The organism is Streptomyces sp. NPDC051051 (genome assembly GCF_040682975.1).
GTDB lineage: Bacteria > Actinomycetota > Actinomycetes > Streptomycetales > Streptomycetaceae > Streptomyces.
Genome location: NZ_JBFBCB010000049.1, coordinates 19,143 through 35,710 on the forward strand (window position 1 = coordinate 19,143; position 16,568 = coordinate 35,710).

Below are 16,568 nucleotides of genomic sequence, written 5' to 3' on the forward strand. Positions count from 1 at the left end.
GGCGGGGCAGGGCGGAGCGGGGCGCTGTGCCGGTGGTGCCGGTGGTGCCGTACGAAGCGGGCTGGCGGGTTCGTCGGAGGACTGGGACGGACGGCCGGTACGAACGAAAGGGCTGCGCGGGCGAGAACAGGTCGCCGGTACGAACGGAGTGGCTACGCGGGTGAGAACAGGTGGTCGCTGATGAGGCGGGCCGCGCCGATCACTCCGGCGGTGGGGCCCAACTCGCCCAGGACGATGGGCAGATTGCCGGTCGCCAGGGGCAGCGACTGGCGGTAGACCTGGGTACGGATGGCGGCCAGCAGGGTGTGGCCGAGGCCGGTCACCCCGCCGCCGATCACGACCAGGCCGGGGTTGAAGAACGAGACGAGTCCGGCGATGACCTGACCGACCCGGTTGCCGCCCTCGCGGATCAGGTCGAGGGCGGTGGCGTCGCCCGCGGCTGCCGCGGCGGCGACGTCGACGGCGGTGAGGCCGCCGTTCGTCTCCAGCCGTGCCGCGAGTTCCGCCGACAGGCCCTGCTGGGCCGCTTCCACGGCGTCACGGGCCAGGGCCGCGCCGCTGAAGTAGGCCTCCAGGCACCCGCGGTTGCCGCAGGCGCAGGGCCGGCCGTCGGGCACCGCCTGGATGTGCCCGATGTCGCCCGCGCTGCCGGTGGTGCCGCGGTAGACCTGGCCGCCGACGACGATGCCGCAGCCGATGCCGGTGCCGATCTTGACGCACAGGAAGTCGGCGACGGTGCGGGCGACGCCCGCGTGCTGCTCCCCCATCGCCATGAGGTTCACGTCGTTGTCGACCATGACCGGGCAGCCGAGTTCCTGGCTGAGCGCCTCCCGCACGGGGAAGCCGTCCCAGCCCGGCATGATCGGCGGGGCGACCGGCACGCCTTCGGGGAAGCGGACCGGACCGGGGACGCCGATGCCGGCGCCGTCGAAGCCCTCGGCGAGTCCCGTCGCCTTCAACTTCGCCGCCATGGCGAGCACTTGCTCGAAGACCGCGACCGGTCCCTCACGTACGTCGAGGGGCTGGTTGAGGTGTCCGAGCGTCTCCAGTTCGGCGTTGGTGACGGCGACGTCGACCGAGGTCGCGCCGATGTCCACGCCGAGGAAACGGAGTTGGGGATTGAGCCGGACGTTGTGCGAACGGCGGCCGCCGCGCGAGGCGGCGAGCCCGTCGGCCACGACCAGCCCCGTCTCCAGCAGCCGGTCCACCTCCACGGCCAGCTTGGACCGCGAGAGGTCGACCTGATCGCCGAGCTGTGCGCGGGAGTTGGGACCCCCGTCGCGCAGCAGTCGCAGCAGCCGGGCCTGATGCGCGTTCGCGGGTCGTGCCGTCATGCGTCTCACGAACCCCTCCCCGCCTCGATCGGCCGCCTGGTGTCCTGCTTTCGAGGGGAACGTAGCAGCGGTCGCCGGGAGTGGGAAGAAGTCGTGCACGGATTGCCGTCAACTTTCTCCACTCACTGGACAAAGAAGTGCCCTGCGACGTGTCGAGGGCACGCAGGGCACGGGTGCGCGGAGGCAGGGGTGGTGACAGCGGGGCCGGTCCGGGCCCTGGTGTCGGTCCGGGCGCGCGCACGGGGCCGGCCCGGGTGCCGTCGGGGCGCGGGCACGGCGCCCGGCTACGCCCCCTGGCGGGCGTCGCAGATCACTGTGGGCAGGGCCGGGCGGGGTCGACCGCGTCACGCTGCACGTTGCCGCCCTGATCCGCGACACCGCCCGTCACGGGCAGCGTACGACCTGCCCCGCGTACGACAGGTTGCCGCCGAAACCGAACAGCAGGACCGGATCCCCGCTGGAGATCTCGCCCCGCTCCACCAGCTTGGAGAAGGCGAGCGGGATGCTCGCCGCCGAGGTGTTGCCCGATTCGGTGACATCGCGCGCGACCACGGCGTTGACGGCGCCGATCTTCGCCGCGAGGGGCTCGATGATGCGCAGGTTCGCCTGGTGCAGCACGACGGCGGCCAGGTCCTCCGGGGCGAGGCCGGCCCGCTCGCAGGCCTGCCGGGCGAGCGGCGGCAGCCGGGTGGTGGCCCACCGGTAGACGCTCTGCCCCTCCTGCGCGAACCGGGCCGGCTGCCCCTCGATGCGCACGGCGTGCCCCATCTCGGGCACCGACCCCCACAGCACGGGCCCGATCCCGGGCTCGGTCCCGACGGGGCAGGCCTCGACCACGGCGGCGCCCGCTCCGTCGCCGACGAGGACGCAGGTGGTGCGGTCGGTCCAGTCGGTCACCTCGGACATCTTGTCGGCGCCGATGACGAGCGCGCGGGTCGCGGCGCCCGCGCGGATCGTGTGGTCGGCGGTGGCGAGCGCGTGGGTGAACCCGGCACAGACCACGTTGACGTCCAGCGCGGCCGGCCCGGGGACGCCGAGCCGGGCGGCGACCCGGGCGGCCATGTTGGGTGAGCGGTCCACGGCGGTGGAGGTGGCGACCATGACCAGGTCGATGTCCGCGGGGGTGAGACCGGCCGCCGCGAGCGCCTTGGCGGCGGCGTGCCCGGCCAGCTCGTCCACCGGCTCGTCGGGGCCGGCGATGTGGCGCGTGCGGATGCCCACCCGGCTCCTGATCCACTCGTCATTGGTGTCGACCAGTTCCGCCAGGTCCTCGTTGGTGAGTACCTTGGCGGGCTGGTAGTGACCGACGGCGGTGATGCGCGAGCCGTTCATTGGGGGGTCCCCCTCGTTGCCTTGGGTAGCGGGATCCACCAGTCTGATCAGTGACTCACGGGTACGCGGGCACGTGAAGCGACAGGAAACCCGCACCGGGCTTGTCGGCTTCCCGCTATCCCCTGCCGGCGGTGCGCACGTGCCGCGGTGCGGGCCGCAACCCGACACACCGCACGTGCAGGACAATGGGATCATGAAGGTCACCTCGCGGCACGACGGCACGGTGACCCACGGCGACTTCCGCATCAAGGGCCGTTTCGGCCACCAGCACGTACAGAACCGGGGCTGACGACATGGGACGAGTCACCGAACGACGCAAGGTGCTCCGCATCCGCGACGGAGCGGTCTCCAGCCGCCCGGACACACTGGTCGCGGAGGAGCCGCTGGAGATCCGCCTCAACGGCAGACCCCTCGCCATCACCATGCGCACGCCCGGCGACGACTTCGCCCTGGCCGCCGGGTTCCTGGTCAGCGAAGGCGTCCTGGCGGAGGCATCCGACCTGCAGAACATCGTCTACTGCGCCGGGGCGACCGCGGACGGGTCGAACACGTACAACGTCGTCGACGTACGGACCGCACCCGGCGTCACCGTCCCCGACATCACCCTCGAACGGAACGTCTACACGACCTCGTCCTGCGGCCTGTGCGGCAAGGCCAGCCTGGACGCGGTGCGCACGACGACCCGCTGGCCCGTAGCCGACACTCCCCCGCTCCGCATCGCACCGGAACTCCTCGCCGTCCTCCCCGACCGGCTGCGCGCGTCCCAGCGGGTCTTCGACAGCACCGGCGGCCTGCACGCGGCGGCCCTGTTCTCCGAGGACGGCGAGCTGCTGGACGTCCGCGAGGACGTCGGCCGGCACAACGCGGTCGACAAGCTGGTCGGCCGCGCCCTCCAGAGCGGCAGCCTGCCGTTGTCCCGGGCGATCCTGCTCGTGTCGGGCCGGGCCTCGTTCGAGCTGGCCCAGAAGGCCGTGATGGCGGGCATCCCGGTACTCGCGGCGGTGTCGGCGCCGTCCTCCCTCGCGGTGGACCTGGCGGCGGAGACGGGACTGACGCTGGTCGGCTTCCTGCGGGGCAGTTCCATGAACGTGTACGCGGGCGAGGACCGCATCTCCCTGCGGACGGCGGCCGCGCGGGACTAGGGTCTTTCGTTCGGATCACGCCGGGCGCGCGGTGTCCCGCCTCACCCCCGGTCCGTCCCCGGGTCGGTGGCCGAGGAGCGTGACGCCGGGGCCGCCGCCACGGCGTCGACCGCCCCCGCCCCCGCCGCCGCGCTCGCCTCGGCCTGCGCCTCCGGGTCGTGCGAGCGGCGCTTGGCGATGACCGCGCAGACCATGAGCTGCATCTGGTGGAACAGCATCAGCGGCAGCACGGCGAGGGAGGCGTGCGCGCCGAACAGGACGCTCGCCATGGGCAGGCCGGAGGCCAGGGACTTCTTGGACCCGGCGAACTGGATCGCGATCCGGTCCGCGCGGCCGAACCGCAGCGCCTTCGCGCCGTACCAGGTCAGCGCGAGCATCACGGTGAGCAGTACGGCCTCGACGGCCAGCAGTGCGGCGAGCCGGGCCGGGCCGACCCGGTGCCAGATGCCCTGGACCATGCCCTCGCTGAACGCGGTGTAGACGACGAGGAGGATCGAGCCGCGGTCGACGTAACCGAGGACCTTCCGGTGCCGGGCGACGAACCCGCCGATCCAGCGGCGCAGCACCTGCCCCGCCACGAAGGGCACGAGCAGTTGCAGCACGATCTTCACGAGGGAGTCCGCGGAGAAGCCGCCGCCGCTGTCGCCGAGCAGGGCGGCCGCGAGCAGCGGTGTCACGACGATGCCGACCAGGGAGGAGAAGGAGCCGGCGCAGATCGCGGCGGGCACGTTGCCGCGGGCTATCGAGGTGAAGGCGATCGAGGACTGGACGGTCGACGGGACCAGGGTCAGGAACAGCAGCCCTTGGTAGAGGGGTTCGGTGAGGAGCACCGGGACGAGGCCTCTGGCGGCCGTGCCGAGCAGCGGGAAGACCACGAAGGTGCAGGCGAGGACGGTGAGGTGCAGGCGCCAGTGCTTGAGTCCGTCGAGCGCCTCCCGGGTGGACAGGCGGGCGCCGTACAGGAAGAACAGGAAGGCGATCGCGGCCGTGGAGGCGCCGGAGGCCACGTCGGCGGCGGCGCCGCGGGCCGGCAGGAGCGCCGCGAGGCCGACCGTCCCGAGCAGCAGCAGGATGTACGGGTCGATCGGCATCCGGCTCGGCCGGCGCAGGCGTTTCACAGTGCTCCACTTGCTCGTTCGTACGGGTGGGTGCCGTGGGGCGGGAGAGCCCCCGTCCATCGTCCTCCCCGGCCCCGTGATCGGGAATCCGGTACACCGTTCTCACTGTGATCGCGCAGCGTGATGACCGGTACGGTGGCCGGTGTGTACGAGCCGTCTCAGCTGCGCACCTTCCTGGCGGTCGCCCAGACCCTGAGTTTCACGCAGGCCGCCCGGCGGCTGGGGCTGCGCCAGTCGACCGTCAGCCAGCACGTGCGCCGCCTGGAGGACGCCGCGGGGCGGACGCTGTTCACCCGGGACACGCACTCGGTGGAGCTGACCGAGGACGGCGAGGCGATGCTGGGTTTCGCGCGCCGGATCCTGGAGGTGCACGAGCAGGCGACGGCGTTCTTCACGGGAACGCGGCTGCGGGGCCGGCTGCGCTTCGGCGCGTCCGAGGACTTCGTGCTGACGCGGTTGCCGGAGATCCTGGAGGGCTTCCGGCACGACCACCCGGAGGTCGACCTGGAGCTGACGGTGGAGCTGTCCGGCACGCTGCACGAGCAGCTCGCGGCCGGGAAGCTGGACCTGGTGCTGGCCAAGCGGCGCCCCGCGGATCCGCACGGCGAACTGGTCCGGCACGACGAGCTGGTGTGGATCGGCGCGGACCGGCTGCGGCTGCACCCGGACCGGCCGGTGCCGCTGATCGTCTTCCCGCCGCCGGGGATCACCCGTGCCCTGGCCCTGGAGGCGCTGGAGCGGCAGGGGCGGGCGTGGCGGATCGTGTGCACGAGCGGCAGCCTGAACGGGCTCATCGCGGCGGCCCGGGCGGGTCTGGGCGTCATGGCGCACTCGCGGGGTCTGATCCCGCCGGGCCTGGTACGGGTACCGGAGCGGGCGGGCCTGCCCGAACTGGGCCGGGTGGAGTTCGTCCTGGTGCACGGGCGGCGGCGGACGGCGGCGCAGGGGGCGGCGGACGCCCTGGCGGCGGCGATCCTGGCGGGCGGCGACCGCCTGCACCGGCACGGACCCCGTCCGGCGGACGCGGACCGGGCGCGGGGGCGACCCTAGCCGAGCCGACGCGCGAGCGGCCCTGGCCGAGCGGACGCGCGAGCGGCGCCCGTGCCCGCCGGTACGACCGACCGTGCCGACGGCGGGCGCGTCGTCGTCATGGAATCGGCGTAACGGAATCGGCCGCTCCGGCGCTGTTCGGAGGGAGGACACCGACGGGCCGCCGGCTCCTCGCGCCGGGTCCCGGCGCCGTAAGCGGGTCGGGCAGATTCGGTGGAGATTACGGGACCGAAACTTACTCTTCCGTCAGTTTTCTGTCCGACCCTTCCGCATGTGAGCCCATTTTCCCGCACTGACCAGCGCGGACGAGGACATCGCCCGCTTTCCGACCCCCTCCCGTGCCGCGCGGGCGTGGGGTAGCTTTCACGGCGCTGTGCGGCCATGGGAAGCGGGGTGCGGGGTTTGCGCGAGTTCACCAACCCTCCGTTGGCGTCGGCACCGCCGGTGGGCGGTCTGGCCGACGTCGTCTTCGAGCACGCCCAGGACGACCCGCGGCACGTGGCGCTGGGCCGCAAGGACGAGCGGGGCGACTGGCGGGACGTGACCTCCGCCGAGTTCCGCGACGAGGTCCTCGCCCTCGCCAAGGGGCTCCTCGCCGAGGGCGTCCGGTTCGGCGACCGCGTGGCGATCATGTCCCGCACCCGCTACGAGTGGACCCTCTTCGACTACGCCCTGTGGACCATCGGCGCGCAGGTCGTCCCCGTCTACTCGACCTCCTCGGCCGAGCAGTGCTTCTGGATGCTGTACGACTCCGAGGTCACCGCCGCGGTCGTCGAGCACGAGGACCACGCGATGACCGTCGCCACCGTCATCGACCGCCTCCCCCGCCTGCGCCGGCTGTGGCAGCTCGACGCCGGGTGCGTGCAGGAGCTGTACGACGCCGGCGCGTCCGTCGAGGACGAGGTGGTGCACCGGCACCGGGAGGCGGTGACCCCCGAGTCGACCGCGACGGTCATCTACACGTCGGGGACGACCGGCCGCCCCAAGGGCTGTGTCATCTCGCACGGCAACTTCATGTTCGAGGCGGACACCGTCATCGAGCGCTGGGAGCCCGTGTTCCACTCCCGGAAGGGCGACGAGGCGGCGACCCTGCTGTTCCTGCCGCTCGCGCACGTCTTCGGCCGGATGGTGCAGATCGCCGCGATCCGCGGCCGGGTCCGCTTCGGCCACCAGCCCCAGCTGCAGGCCTCCGCCCTGCTGCCCGACCTGGCCGCGTTCCGGCCGACGTTCTTCCTCGCCGTGCCGTACATCTTCGAGAAGGTCTTCGACGCGGCGCGCCGCAAGGCCGAGCGGGAGGGCAGGGGCGGGGCGTTCGAGAAGGCCGTCGAGGTGGCGGTGAACCACGCGGAGGCCGTCGAGGCGAAGGCGTGGGGCATCGGACCGGGCCCCTCGGCGGGCCTGCGTGTGCAGCACCAGCTGTTCGACAAGCTCGTCTACTCCAAGGTGCGCGCGGCCATGGGCGGCCGGGTCCGGCACGCCATGTCCGGCGGCTCGGCGATGGACCGCAGGCTCGGCCTGTTCTTCGCCGGCGCGGGCGTGGAGATCTACGAGGGCTACGGCCTGACCGAGACCACCGCGGCCGCCACCGCCAACCCGCCCGGACGCACCCGCTACGGCACCGTCGGCCAGGCCATCCCCGGCACGACCGTGCACATCGCGGAGGACGGCGAGATCTGGCTGCGCGGCGACAACGTCTTCCAGGGCTACCTCAACGACCCCAAGGCCACCGGCGAGGCCCTGCACGACGGCTGGCTCGCCACCGGCGACCTGGGTTCCCTCGACGAGGACGGCTACCTCACCATCACCGGCCGCAAGAAGGAGATCCTCGTCACCTCCGGCGGCAAAAGCGTTTCACCACGCCTGCTGGAGGAACGTGTGCGTGACCACCCGCTGGTGAACCAGTGCATCGTCGTCGGCAACGACCGGCCGTTCGTCGCCGCCCTGGTCACCCTCGACCAGGAGGCCGTCGAACACTGGCTCCAGATGCGCGGCAAACCGCAGCCGGCACCCGCCGAACTGGTGCGCGACCCGGACCTGGAGGCGGAGGTGCGCCGGGCCGTGGTGACGGCGAACACGCTGGTCTCACAGGCCGAGTCGATCCGCACCTTCCGCATCCTCGCCCAGCCGTTCACCGAGGAGCACGGCCTGCTGACCCCGTCCCTGAAGCTGAAGCGCAGGGCGATCGAGAACACGTACGCCGACGAGGTCGACGCGCTGTACCGGACGTGACCCCCGGCCGACGGATTCCGGGGTCAGGAATGCATGACGCCCCGTGATCGTTGACCATGGGAGTACCACTTGACGGACAACCGAAGGATCAAGAGCTCGTGAGCAGCAAGGTCCCCCCGATCATCCTGAACAACGGCGTCGAGATGCCCCAGCTGGGCTTCGGCGTCTGGCAGGTGCCGGACGACGAGGCCGAGCAGGCGGTGGCCACCGCGCTGGAGGCCGGGTACCGCAGCATCGACACAGCGGCGATCTACGGCAACGAGGAGGGCACCGGCAAGGCGCTCGCCGCCTCGGGCGTGGCCCGCGAGAACCTCTTCGTCACCACCAAGCTCTGGAACAGCGACCAGGGGTACGACGCGACACTCCGCGCGTTCGACGTCTCGCTGGAGAAGCTGGGCCTCGACTACGTCGACCTGTACCTGATCCACTGGCCGCTGCCGGCCCGCGGTTCCTACGTCGACACCTACAAGGCGTTCGAGAAGCTCCTCGCGGACGGCCGCACGCGGGCCATCGGCGTCTCGAACTTCCTGCCGGAGCACCTGGATCGGCTGATCGCCGAGACCTCGGTCATCCCCGCGGTCAACCAGATCGAGCTGCACCCGCACCTCCAGCAGCACGCCTCGCGCGAGTTCCACGCGGAGCAGGGCATCGCCACCGAGGCCTGGTCCCCGCTGGGCCAGGGCAAGGGCCTCCTGGAGGTGCCGGCGATCGTCGCCATCGCCCGCAAGCACGACCGCACCCCGGCCCAGGTCGTGCTGCGCTGGCACCTCCAGATCGGCAACATCGTGATCCCGAAGTCCGTGACGCCGTCGCGGATCAAGGAGAACATCGAGGTGTTCGACTTCAGCCTGGACACCGAGGACCTGGCCGCGATCAGCGCGCTGAACGAGGACCGGCGCATCGGTCCCGACCCGGCCACGTTCGACATCGGCTGAGCCCGCACGGCCGGGCCCGCGGCCCGCACGCACCGGAGGGCGCCCCTGATGTCGGGGGGCGCCCTCCGGCGCGTCAGTCGGGCTGTCCGAGCGGGCGTACGACGACGGCGCTGACGTCGACTCCCTCGGGCTGGCGGATCGCCCACACCACGGAGTCGGCGATCTGGTCGGCGGTCAGCAGGTGCCCGGGCGGCAGGCTGCCGTAGCTGTCCCAGAACGGGGTCTCCACCCGGCCCGGCGCGACCGGGGTGACGCCGACGCCCCACTCGGTGACCTGCCGGCGGGTGTTCTCGGCGAGGCCGGTGACAGCCCTCCCCCACTCTCGGCTCCGCTCGATCGGGCGGTGCCCCCATCGTCGCCCCGTAGAGGTTGCCCGGGGTGGGCACGAAGCCGACGACGCTGCCGATGAGCACGACGGCCGCGGGTCTTCCTGAGCGCGTCGACGGAGGCGCGGACGAGGAAGGCGGGACCCGGCACATTGGTCAGGACCATGTCGGTCCAGTCGGCGACGGAGTCGTGGGTGGCCGTGCCGGCGTTGGCGACGACCGTGTCCAGTCGACCGAACTCCTTGAGCGCACGGTCGACCGCCGACTGTACGTGGTCGTAGTCGGACGTGCTGTCGACGACCGTCAGCAGCCCTTCCGGCTCGCCCAGCTCCGCGGCGAAGGCGCGCAGCCTCTCCTCACCGCGGCCCGTGACGGTGACCCGGCACCCCGTGTCCAGCAGGCGCCGCGCGACGGCGGCGCCGATGCCGCTGCCGTCGCCGGTGACGAGGGCGACGGGTGCGGCCGTCGTGTCCGGAGAGCTGTTCATGGCGGGTCCCCCCTGCGCGTTGCGCGAACGGCACGGAGTCCATCACTTGAAGTGCTCTCCACGTCAAGCCCCTTTCCGCCAAGTCCCTTTTCGCTAGACCGACTTGACCGCGGCGTGCACCGAGTGGGCGGCCAGCACGAACACGTCCGGCCGATGGTGCACGCCCGCCGGGTCCTGCGGGTCGAGGAGCCGGTCGAGCACGGCCCGGTCGTCCGCGTCGAGCGTGTCGCCGAAGACGTCCCGGAGCCGGCCCAGAGAGGTGGCGATGTAGGCGCGGGCCCGGTCGGAGGCCGGGGCCGGCAGGTCGAGCAGGAAGCTGCGGGTGCGGGTGTGCTTCAGGCCCGCGGCGCTCAGCAGCGCGGCCCAGTCCTCGGTCTCCTCGACGGCTCCGGGCAGGTCGGCGCGCATCCGGGCGAACCACTCGGCCTCCAGCGCGTCGAGCCGTGCCTCCAGGCCGGGGCGGCCGAATCCGAGGTCGCGCGGCAGGAACCGGCTCGGCAGACCGCCCTCCATGACGGCCAACGTGCCGCCGGGCGCCAGCCGCTCGGCGAACGCGGCGAGGGCGGCGCGCTGGTCGCCCAGGTGGTGCAGGCTGCGGCCGGCCCAGATCAGGTCGGCGGGGTAGTCCAACTGATCGAGAACTTCAGGCAGTTCACCGGTCAGCGTGCCGAAGCGGTCGGCGTGTCCGAGTCGGCCGGCCCGTGCCTGCGCCCGCTCGAGGAGGGGTCCGGAGCCGTCGACGGCCATGACCCGTGCGCCGGGGAACATCTCGGCGAAGAGACAGGACACCACGCCGGGGCCGCTGCCCGCGTCGACGATCAACCCCGGTTCGGTCACCTCTTTCCCGAGCCAGGACAGGGCCTTCTCGTACAGGGGCGTGAACAGCTCGGCCTGGGCCTCCAGATGCGGGGCCATCTCGGCCCAGTCGATCTCGGTGCCGTGCCCGTGCCCGTGCCCGTGTCCTGAGCCGTCGTGCTGGTGCTGTTCGTGCTGTTCGTGCGCCATGATGGTCAGCCTCTCGTCCGTGGTGCCGACAGCATGCGTCGACGCACCGGCCGGAGGCCATCTCTGTTGCCGGGACGGCAAAAAACCGGCAACCGTTTTCCCGGGGAACGCTGAGTCCCGGGGAACGCCGACCGGCCGCTCCCGGTGGACGGGAGCGGCCGGTACCGCGCCGGGGGCCGGGTGGTGCGCCCCCGACGGGTCACGCGGTTACGGCAGCGGCGGGTAGGCGTTCTGCATCAGCTGCTGGAACTGGGCGGAGAACCAGTGCCCGGAGACCGGCGCGTTCGCCAGGGCGCCCGACATGTTGTTGTTGTTGCGCGGGTTGCCCGTGTACGTCGGGTCGCACATCCGGTCGAAACCCTTGCCCTCGTCGTTCGGGATGGCGCTGCTGGAGCCGTCGGACTCGCCCGGCGGCTTCATCCAGACGTAGGCGTCGATCCCGGCCGCCGGGGCGGCCTGCGGGCGTTCGCCGAGGCCGGCACCGGCCTGGTTGCACCAGTTGCCGGTGTTGAGGCGGCGGTCGTAGCGGCCGCCGTCGACGTAGGTGTCCACGCTGGTCGTGGCGCCCGGTCCGGCGGGCCGGGCGGTGCCGCCCCAGCCGTTGCGGGAGGTGTCGATCAGCATGCCGATGGTGGAGTTGAAGCCGGTGGTGACCAGCTGGTTGCGGAAGGCCTGGGCGAAGGACAGCTCGTCGACGTAGCGGTTCCAGTCGACCCACTTCGACTCGCGGACCGACTTGCCGGCCACGTTGTCGTTGATGGTGAAGTTGTTCTCCTTCAGGGCGCTGTAGTTCGCCGTGTTGGTGATGAAGCCGTGGACGTCGTTGACGGTGGCGCCCTCGGTGGTCGCCGCCTCCTTCATCAGGGCCGCGGTGGGGGCGAAGTTGTCGTCCCAGCCGATCCAGCCGTGGTGTCCGGCGTCGATGTAGTTGTAGACGTTGGGCACGTCACCGAGCTTGTTCAGGGCGTAGCCGACGCCCTTCTGGTAGTTGCCGTTGGCCTTCATCACGTCGCACTGCGGGGTGGCCGTGGCCCGGCTGCCGGTGTTGGTGACGAGGTTGGGCAGCGAGTCGATCTCGATGGTGGTGACGATGCGCAGCCCGGCGTACTTGGAGTCGGCGAGGATGGCCTTGATCGGGTCGATGTACTGCGTCTTGTACTTGTCGATCTCCGTCGGGCCCAGCTCGCCGTTGGAGGCGAGGGCGGCGCAGTCGCGTCCGGGCAGGTTGTAGATGACGAGCTGGACGACGAGTTCGCCGGAGCCCTTCTGCTTCAGCGCCTCGTCGAGGTGGGCGCGCAGGCCCATGGTGCCGTTGGCGCCGTTGATCGCGGCGATGCGGTCGAGCCAGACGCCGGTGGGCTGGTTGGAGATACGGCTGCCGCCCGGTTCGGCCGCGGCCTTCGCCGACCACTCGGGGTTCACGTACACCTTGGCGCCGGCGTAGGGGTTGTCGACCCTGGTGCCGGGGGTGCCGGGGTCCGTCGGACCGGGGTCCGTGGGGCCGGGGTCGGTGGGGCCGCCGCCGTCGACGTTGCAGGTGACGCCGTCGAGGGTGAACGTCGTCGGGAGCGCGTTACTGCCGCTGTAGGTGCCCTGGAACCCGAAGCTGGTGGAAGCACCCGTCGCCAGCGTGCCGTTGTAGCTCTCGTTGGCGGCGGTGACGGCCGTACCGGACTGGGTGAGCTTCGCGCTCCAGGCGTTGGTGACCTTCTGGTTCCCGGCGTACGACCACTTCACGGCCCAACTCGACTTGGCGGCGGAGTTGTTGGTGACGGTCACGTTGGCGGTGAAGCCGGTGCCCCAGTCGTTCTGCACCTTGTAGTCCACGGTGCACGGCACGGCGGCGATGCCGGCGTCACCGGGGACGACGGCGAGCGCCGTCCCGGAGGCACCGGCGACCAGCGCCAGCGCGGCGAGTATCGCAGTTCTGCTACGGCTCATGAGTGCGGGATTCCTTCTCGGTCGCGAGTGTGGGGTGACGCGCTTTTCCCTAGGGGTCGTGGTCGTGGGGTGGTACCGGGGTCAGCCGTTCAGGGCGCGCAGGTGATCACGCAGCCCGACGCCGTACGCGGTGGGTGTCCCGTCGTGGTGCGAGGTCGGGGACGGACCGACGGAGCCCGGTCGGCGGCGGGGGCGCGTGGGGAGTTCCAGCGGCCCTCGTCGGCGCGGGAGTCGAAGGTGTGCACATGCCGGGCGGCGAGGTCGCCCGTGGGGTCGGCCGGCCCGTACGTCAGCCACCGGCCGAGGTCGTCGGAGCAGGCGGCCCCGCCGGCGAGGATCGCGTGGTCGGCGCCGGTCGACCGTACGGCGTCGACCGGATCCTGCACACACGACCGGCAGTGTGGCGCCCGGGGCGAGGACGACCGTGCCGGCGACGGCTAAAAGTACTGAACGCGGGGGGTGTCGCATGAGCGAGTCCTCACAGCTCGGGCACGTCGGTACGGACGCGTCGACTGATGGAACCGCTCCCACTGGTGCCAACGAAGCTAGCGCCAAGTGTCGGCAAAGAACAGAGGGTTGCTGACTTTCTCTCAACCTCACGTGTCGAACATTTTCGACTCTTCAAGCACCTTGACCGCCCCCACCCGCATCCTCACTATGGGAGCGCTCCCACTGGTTCAAGGCTTGTTGCTCCTCCCCACTTCTCCGAGCCGCAAGGAGGAACCGGCACCATGGATCCCTCACGCAGACGCCGCACGGCGCGGCGACTGTGGACCGCCGTCGTGGCGGCCCTCGCGCTCCCCCTGGCCATGCTGGGCACCAACACGACTCCGGCCCAGGCCGCGGCACTTCAGTGCAGCGTCGACTACAAGACGAACGACTGGGGATCCGGCTTCACCGCGGATCTCACCCTCACCAACCGCGGTACGGACCCGATCAACGGCTGGACCCTGTCGTACGCCTACACCGGCGACCAGAAGCTGACCAACGGCTGGAACGGCAGCTGGTCGCAGTCGGGCAAGCAGATCACGGTGACCAACGCCTCCTACAACGGGACGATCGCCGCCGGCGCGGCGGTCGGCACCGGGGCGCAGTTCACCTACAGCGGCGGCAACGCCGCTCCCACGACCTTCTCGGTCAACGGCACCCCGTGCACCGGCGCCCACCAGCCGCCGATCACCGTGCTGACCAGCCCGGCCGCGGGCGCGGTCTACACCCAGGGTGACGCGGTGCCGCTCGCGGCCACCGCGGCCGCCGCGGACGGCGCGACCGTCAGCAAGGTCGAGTTCTACGACGACACGACCCTGCTCGGCACGGACACCAGCGCGCCGTACTCGCTGGCCGCCTCTGGTTTGACCGTGGGCAGTCATTCACTGGTGGCGAAGGCCTACGACAGCCTGGGGGCCTCCGCGTCGTCCACGCCGGTCGGTATCACGGTCGCCTCGGGACCGGCCGTGGTGGCCTCCACGACCCAGCTCGCCGTCCAGCAGGGCAAGACGGGGACGTACGAGCTGCGGCTCTCCACCCAGCCGTCGGCCAACGTGACCGTGACGACCGCCCGGACGAGCGGCAACACGGGACTCACGGTGACCGGTGGCGCGAGCCTGACCTTCACCCCGTCGAACTGGAACACCGCCCAGAAGGTGACCGTCACGGGCGACAGCTCCGGCACGGGCGCGGCGACCTTCGAGTCGACGGCGAACGGGCACGCGAAGGCCTCGGTCACGGTCACCCAGATCGCCGCGTCCAAGGCGTACGACGCGCGCTTCCTGGAGCTGTACGGGAAGATCACCAACCCGGCGAACGGCTACTTCTCCCCCGAGGGGATCCCGTACCACTCGGTGGAGACGCTGATCGTCGAGGCCCCGGACCACGGGCACGAGACGACGTCGGAGGCGTACAGCTACCTGCTCTGGCTGCAGGCGATGTACGGCAAGGTCACGGGCGACTGGACCAAGTTCAACGGCGCCTGGGAGATCATGGAGAAGTACATGATCCCCACCCACGCCGACCAGCCGACGAACTCCTTCTACAACGCGTCCAAGCCGGCGACGTACGCGCCGGAACTGGACACGCCCGACGAGTACCCGGCGAAGCTGGACGGCGCGGTGTCGGTGGGGCCGGACCCGATCGCCGGTGAACTGAAGAGCGCGTACGGCACGGACGACGTCTACGCCATGCACTGGCTCCAGGACGTCGACAACGTCTACGGCTACGGCAACTCCCCCGGCAAGTGCGAGGCCGGTCCGGCCGACACCGGCCCGTCGTACATCAACACCTTCCAGCGCGGCGCGCAGGAGTCGGTGTGGGAGACGGTGCCGCAGCCGACCTGCGACGCCTTCAAGTACGGCGGCAAGAACGGCTACCTGGACCTGTTCACCGGTGACTCCTCCTACGCCAAGCAGTGGAAGTTCACCAACGCCCCCGACGCCGACGCGCGCGCCGTGCAGGCCGCCTACTGGGCGGACGTCTGGGCGGAGCAGCAGGGCAAGGGCAGCCAGGTCTCGGCCACCGTCGCCAAGGCGGCGAAGATGGGCGACTACCTGCGGTACGCGATGTACGACAAGTACTTCAAGAAGGTCGGCAACTGCGTGGGGCCGTCCGCCTGCCCGGCGGGCACCGGCAAGGACGCCTCGCACTACCTGCTGTCCTGGTACTACGCGTGGGGCGGCGCCACCGACACCAGCGCCGGCTGGGCCTGGCGCATCGGTTCCAGCCACGCGCACGGCGGCTACCAGAACCCCCTGGCCGCCTACGCGCTCAGCAGCTACGCCGACCTCAAGCCCAAGTCGGCCACGGGACAGGCGGACTGGGCCAAGTCGCTGACCCGGCAACTGGAGTTCTACCGGTGGCTCCAGTCCAGCGAAGGCGCCATCGCGGGCGGTGCGACCAACAGCTGGGCGGGCCGCTACGCGACTCCCCCGGCAGGGAAGTCGACCTTCTACGGCATGTACTACGACGAGCAGCCCGTCTACCACGACCCGCCGTCCAACCAGTGGTTCGGCTTCCAGGCGTGGTCGATGGAGCGGGTCGCCGAGTACTACCAGCAGACGGGGGACGCCAAGGCCAAGGCCGTTCTGGACAAGTGGGTCGACTGGGCCCTGTCCAAGACCACGGTCAACCCGGACGGCACGTTCCTGATCCCCTCCACCCTCCAGTGGTCGGGCCAGCCCGACACCTGGAACGCCGCGAGCCCCGGTGCCAACACGGGACTCCACGTCACCGTCGCCGACTACACCAACGACGTCGGCGTGGCCGCCGCGTACGCCAGGACCCTGACGTACTACGCCGCCAAGTCCGGTGACACGGAGGCGAAGGCGACCGCCAAGGCCCTCCTGGACGGCATGTGGAACAACAACCAGGACGCCCTCGGCATCGCGGTCCCCGAGACCCGCACCGACTACAACCGCTTCGACGACGCCGTGTACGTCCCGAGCGGCTGGACCGGCACCATGCCGAACGGCGACGCGATCAGCGCCTCCTCGACCTTCGACTCGATCAGGTCCTTCTACAAGAACGACCCGTCCTGGTCGAAGATCCAGAGCTACCTCGCGGGCGGAGCCGCGCCCGTGTTCACGTACCACCGGTTCTGGGCCCAGGCGGACATCGCCATGGCCATGGGCTCGTACGCGGAGCTTCTCGAATAAGCCCCCGCTAAGGCTCCGCGTA

Annotated in this window: 11 protein-coding genes and 2 pseudogenes; 6 read left to right on the top strand and 7 right to left on the bottom strand. The window is 71.2% G+C overall.

Annotation, left to right across the window (positions count from 1 at the left end; all coding sequences use genetic code 11):
* Positions 1-152 precede the first annotated feature (152 nt).
* Positions 153-1,334 (bottom strand): ROK family transcriptional regulator, encoded by a 1,182-nt coding sequence (locus AB0N31_RS29335; protein ID WP_366061463.1) that lies wholly within the window; start codon positions 1,332-1,334, stop codon positions 153-155.
* A 384-nt stretch (positions 1,335-1,718) separates the two neighbouring features.
* Positions 1,719-2,666, bottom strand: a complete 948-nt coding sequence (locus AB0N31_RS29340; RefSeq protein WP_366061464.1) for a beta-ketoacyl-ACP synthase III — start codon at positions 2,664-2,666, stop codon at positions 1,719-1,721.
* 163 nt (positions 2,667-2,829) lie between these two features.
* Between AB0N31_RS29340 and AB0N31_RS29345 the strand changes: the two are divergent.
* A pseudogene (locus AB0N31_RS29345) lies at positions 2,830-2,955 on the top strand (Fe-S-binding domain-containing protein); the annotation flags it as partial.
* Between the two features lie 4 nt (positions 2,956-2,959).
* Positions 2,960-3,808: a formate dehydrogenase accessory sulfurtransferase FdhD gene (fdhD, locus tag AB0N31_RS29350; RefSeq protein ID WP_366061465.1), complete on the top strand. Its 849-nt coding sequence runs from the start codon at positions 2,960-2,962 to the stop codon at positions 3,806-3,808.
* Positions 3,809-3,849: 41 nt separating this feature from the next.
* On the opposite strand, the gene AB0N31_RS29355 is transcribed toward fdhD, so the two are convergent.
* Positions 3,850-4,899 carry a bile acid:sodium symporter family protein gene (locus AB0N31_RS29355; protein WP_366061493.1) on the bottom strand — a complete coding sequence of 350 codons (1,050 nt, stop codon included), beginning with the start codon at positions 4,897-4,899 and terminating at the stop codon, positions 3,850-3,852.
* 171 nt (positions 4,900-5,070) lie between these two features.
* Between AB0N31_RS29355 and AB0N31_RS29360 the strand changes: the two genes are divergently transcribed.
* From AB0N31_RS29360 to AB0N31_RS29370, 3 genes are all read left to right on the top strand, one after another.
* The gene (locus tag AB0N31_RS29360; protein WP_366061466.1) at positions 5,071-5,976 is read left to right on the top strand and encodes a LysR substrate-binding domain-containing protein; all 906 of its coding nucleotides are present in this window, start codon (positions 5,071-5,073) and stop codon (positions 5,974-5,976) included.
* 402 nt (positions 5,977-6,378) lie between these two features.
* A complete protein-coding gene (locus AB0N31_RS29365) occupies positions 6,379-8,205 on the top strand; it encodes an AMP-dependent synthetase/ligase (protein ID WP_366061467.1) in 1,827 nt (608 codons plus the stop codon).
* 98 nt (positions 8,206-8,303) lie between these two features.
* Positions 8,304-9,140, top strand: coding sequence for an aldo/keto reductase (locus AB0N31_RS29370; protein ID WP_366061468.1), 837 nt, complete (start codon positions 8,304-8,306; stop codon positions 9,138-9,140).
* A gap of 73 nt (positions 9,141-9,213) precedes the next feature.
* Here the strand turns inward: AB0N31_RS29370 and AB0N31_RS29375 are convergent.
* From AB0N31_RS29375 to AB0N31_RS29390, 4 genes and pseudogenes are all read right to left on the bottom strand, one after another.
* Positions 9,214-9,953: pseudogene (locus tag AB0N31_RS29375) on the bottom strand (SDR family NAD(P)-dependent oxidoreductase).
* A gap of 93 nt (positions 9,954-10,046) precedes the next feature.
* Complete coding sequence (locus tag AB0N31_RS29380) at positions 10,047-10,958, bottom strand: methyltransferase (protein ID WP_366061469.1); 912 nt, start codon at positions 10,956-10,958, stop codon at positions 10,047-10,049.
* A 207-nt stretch (positions 10,959-11,165) separates the two neighbouring features.
* On the bottom strand, positions 11,166-12,899 hold the full coding sequence (locus AB0N31_RS29385; protein WP_366061470.1) for a glycoside hydrolase family 6 protein: 1,734 nt from the start codon (positions 12,897-12,899) through the stop codon (positions 11,166-11,168).
* A gap of 89 nt (positions 12,900-12,988) precedes the next feature.
* Positions 12,989-13,285 (bottom strand): hypothetical protein, encoded by a 297-nt coding sequence (locus tag AB0N31_RS29390; protein WP_366061471.1) that lies wholly within the window; start codon positions 13,283-13,285, stop codon positions 12,989-12,991.
* 345 nt (positions 13,286-13,630) lie between these two features.
* Between AB0N31_RS29390 and AB0N31_RS29395 the strand changes: the two genes are divergently transcribed.
* Positions 13,631-16,546, top strand: a complete 2,916-nt coding sequence (locus tag AB0N31_RS29395) for a glycoside hydrolase family 48 protein (RefSeq protein WP_366061472.1) — start codon at positions 13,631-13,633, stop codon at positions 16,544-16,546.
* The last annotated feature ends 22 nt before the right edge of the window (positions 16,547-16,568 follow it).

Bases quoted from the DNA above. Each gene is read 5' to 3' on its own strand.
- fdhD (WP_366061465.1), top strand. From the start codon at position 2,960: ATGGGACGAGTCACCGAACGACGCAAGGTGCTCCGCATCCGCGACGGA.
- AB0N31_RS29380 (WP_366061469.1), bottom strand. From the start codon at position 10,958: ATGGCGCACGAACAGCACGAACAGCACCAGCACGACGGCTCAGGACAC.
- AB0N31_RS29395 (WP_366061472.1), top strand. From the start codon at position 13,631: ATGGATCCCTCACGCAGACGCCGCACGGCGCGGCGACTGTGGACCGCC.
- AB0N31_RS29340 (WP_366061464.1), bottom strand. From the start codon at position 2,666: ATGAACGGCTCGCGCATCACCGCCGTCGGTCACTACCAGCCCGCCAAG.
- AB0N31_RS29355 (WP_366061493.1), bottom strand. From the start codon at position 4,899: ATGCCGATCGACCCGTACATCCTGCTGCTGCTCGGGACGGTCGGCCTC.
- AB0N31_RS29385 (WP_366061470.1), bottom strand. From the start codon at position 12,899: ATGAGCCGTAGCAGAACTGCGATACTCGCCGCGCTGGCGCTGGTCGCC.
- AB0N31_RS29335 (WP_366061463.1), bottom strand. From the start codon at position 1,334: ATGACGGCACGACCCGCGAACGCGCATCAGGCCCGGCTGCTGCGACTG.